This window comes from Psychrobacter proteolyticus (assembly GCF_038155145.1).
GTDB lineage: Bacteria > Pseudomonadota > Gammaproteobacteria > Pseudomonadales > Moraxellaceae > Psychrobacter > Psychrobacter proteolyticus_B.
Genome location: NZ_JBAKAY010000070.1, coordinates 1 through 233, shown reverse-complemented (window position 1 = coordinate 233; position 233 = coordinate 1). Strand labels below are relative to the sequence as shown.

Below are 233 nucleotides of genomic sequence, written 5' to 3'. Positions count from 1 at the left end.
ACAGCGTATGAGCAAACGCAGAGAGAGGATTGTCCAAATACTCATTCGCAAACATGATAGACAGCTTCTCAGGCGCCAATGTCGACATCCACTCCTCCAATTCTGCACAGTCAGCAGATAGACTTGCAGTATCGATCGCTCGCACCTCTGTCAGCCATGCCACTCGCGCTGGAAAACGGCACAAGACAGAATTATTATTGGGATCAGTTTTGGCTTGGTCGTTATCAGTCGCC

1 pseudogene is annotated in these 233 nt (G+C 49.4%); it reads right to left on the bottom strand.

The features are described from left to right. Positions 1-233 (bottom strand): annotated as a pseudogene (locus V6252_RS13030) (DUF4105 domain-containing protein); the annotation flags it as partial.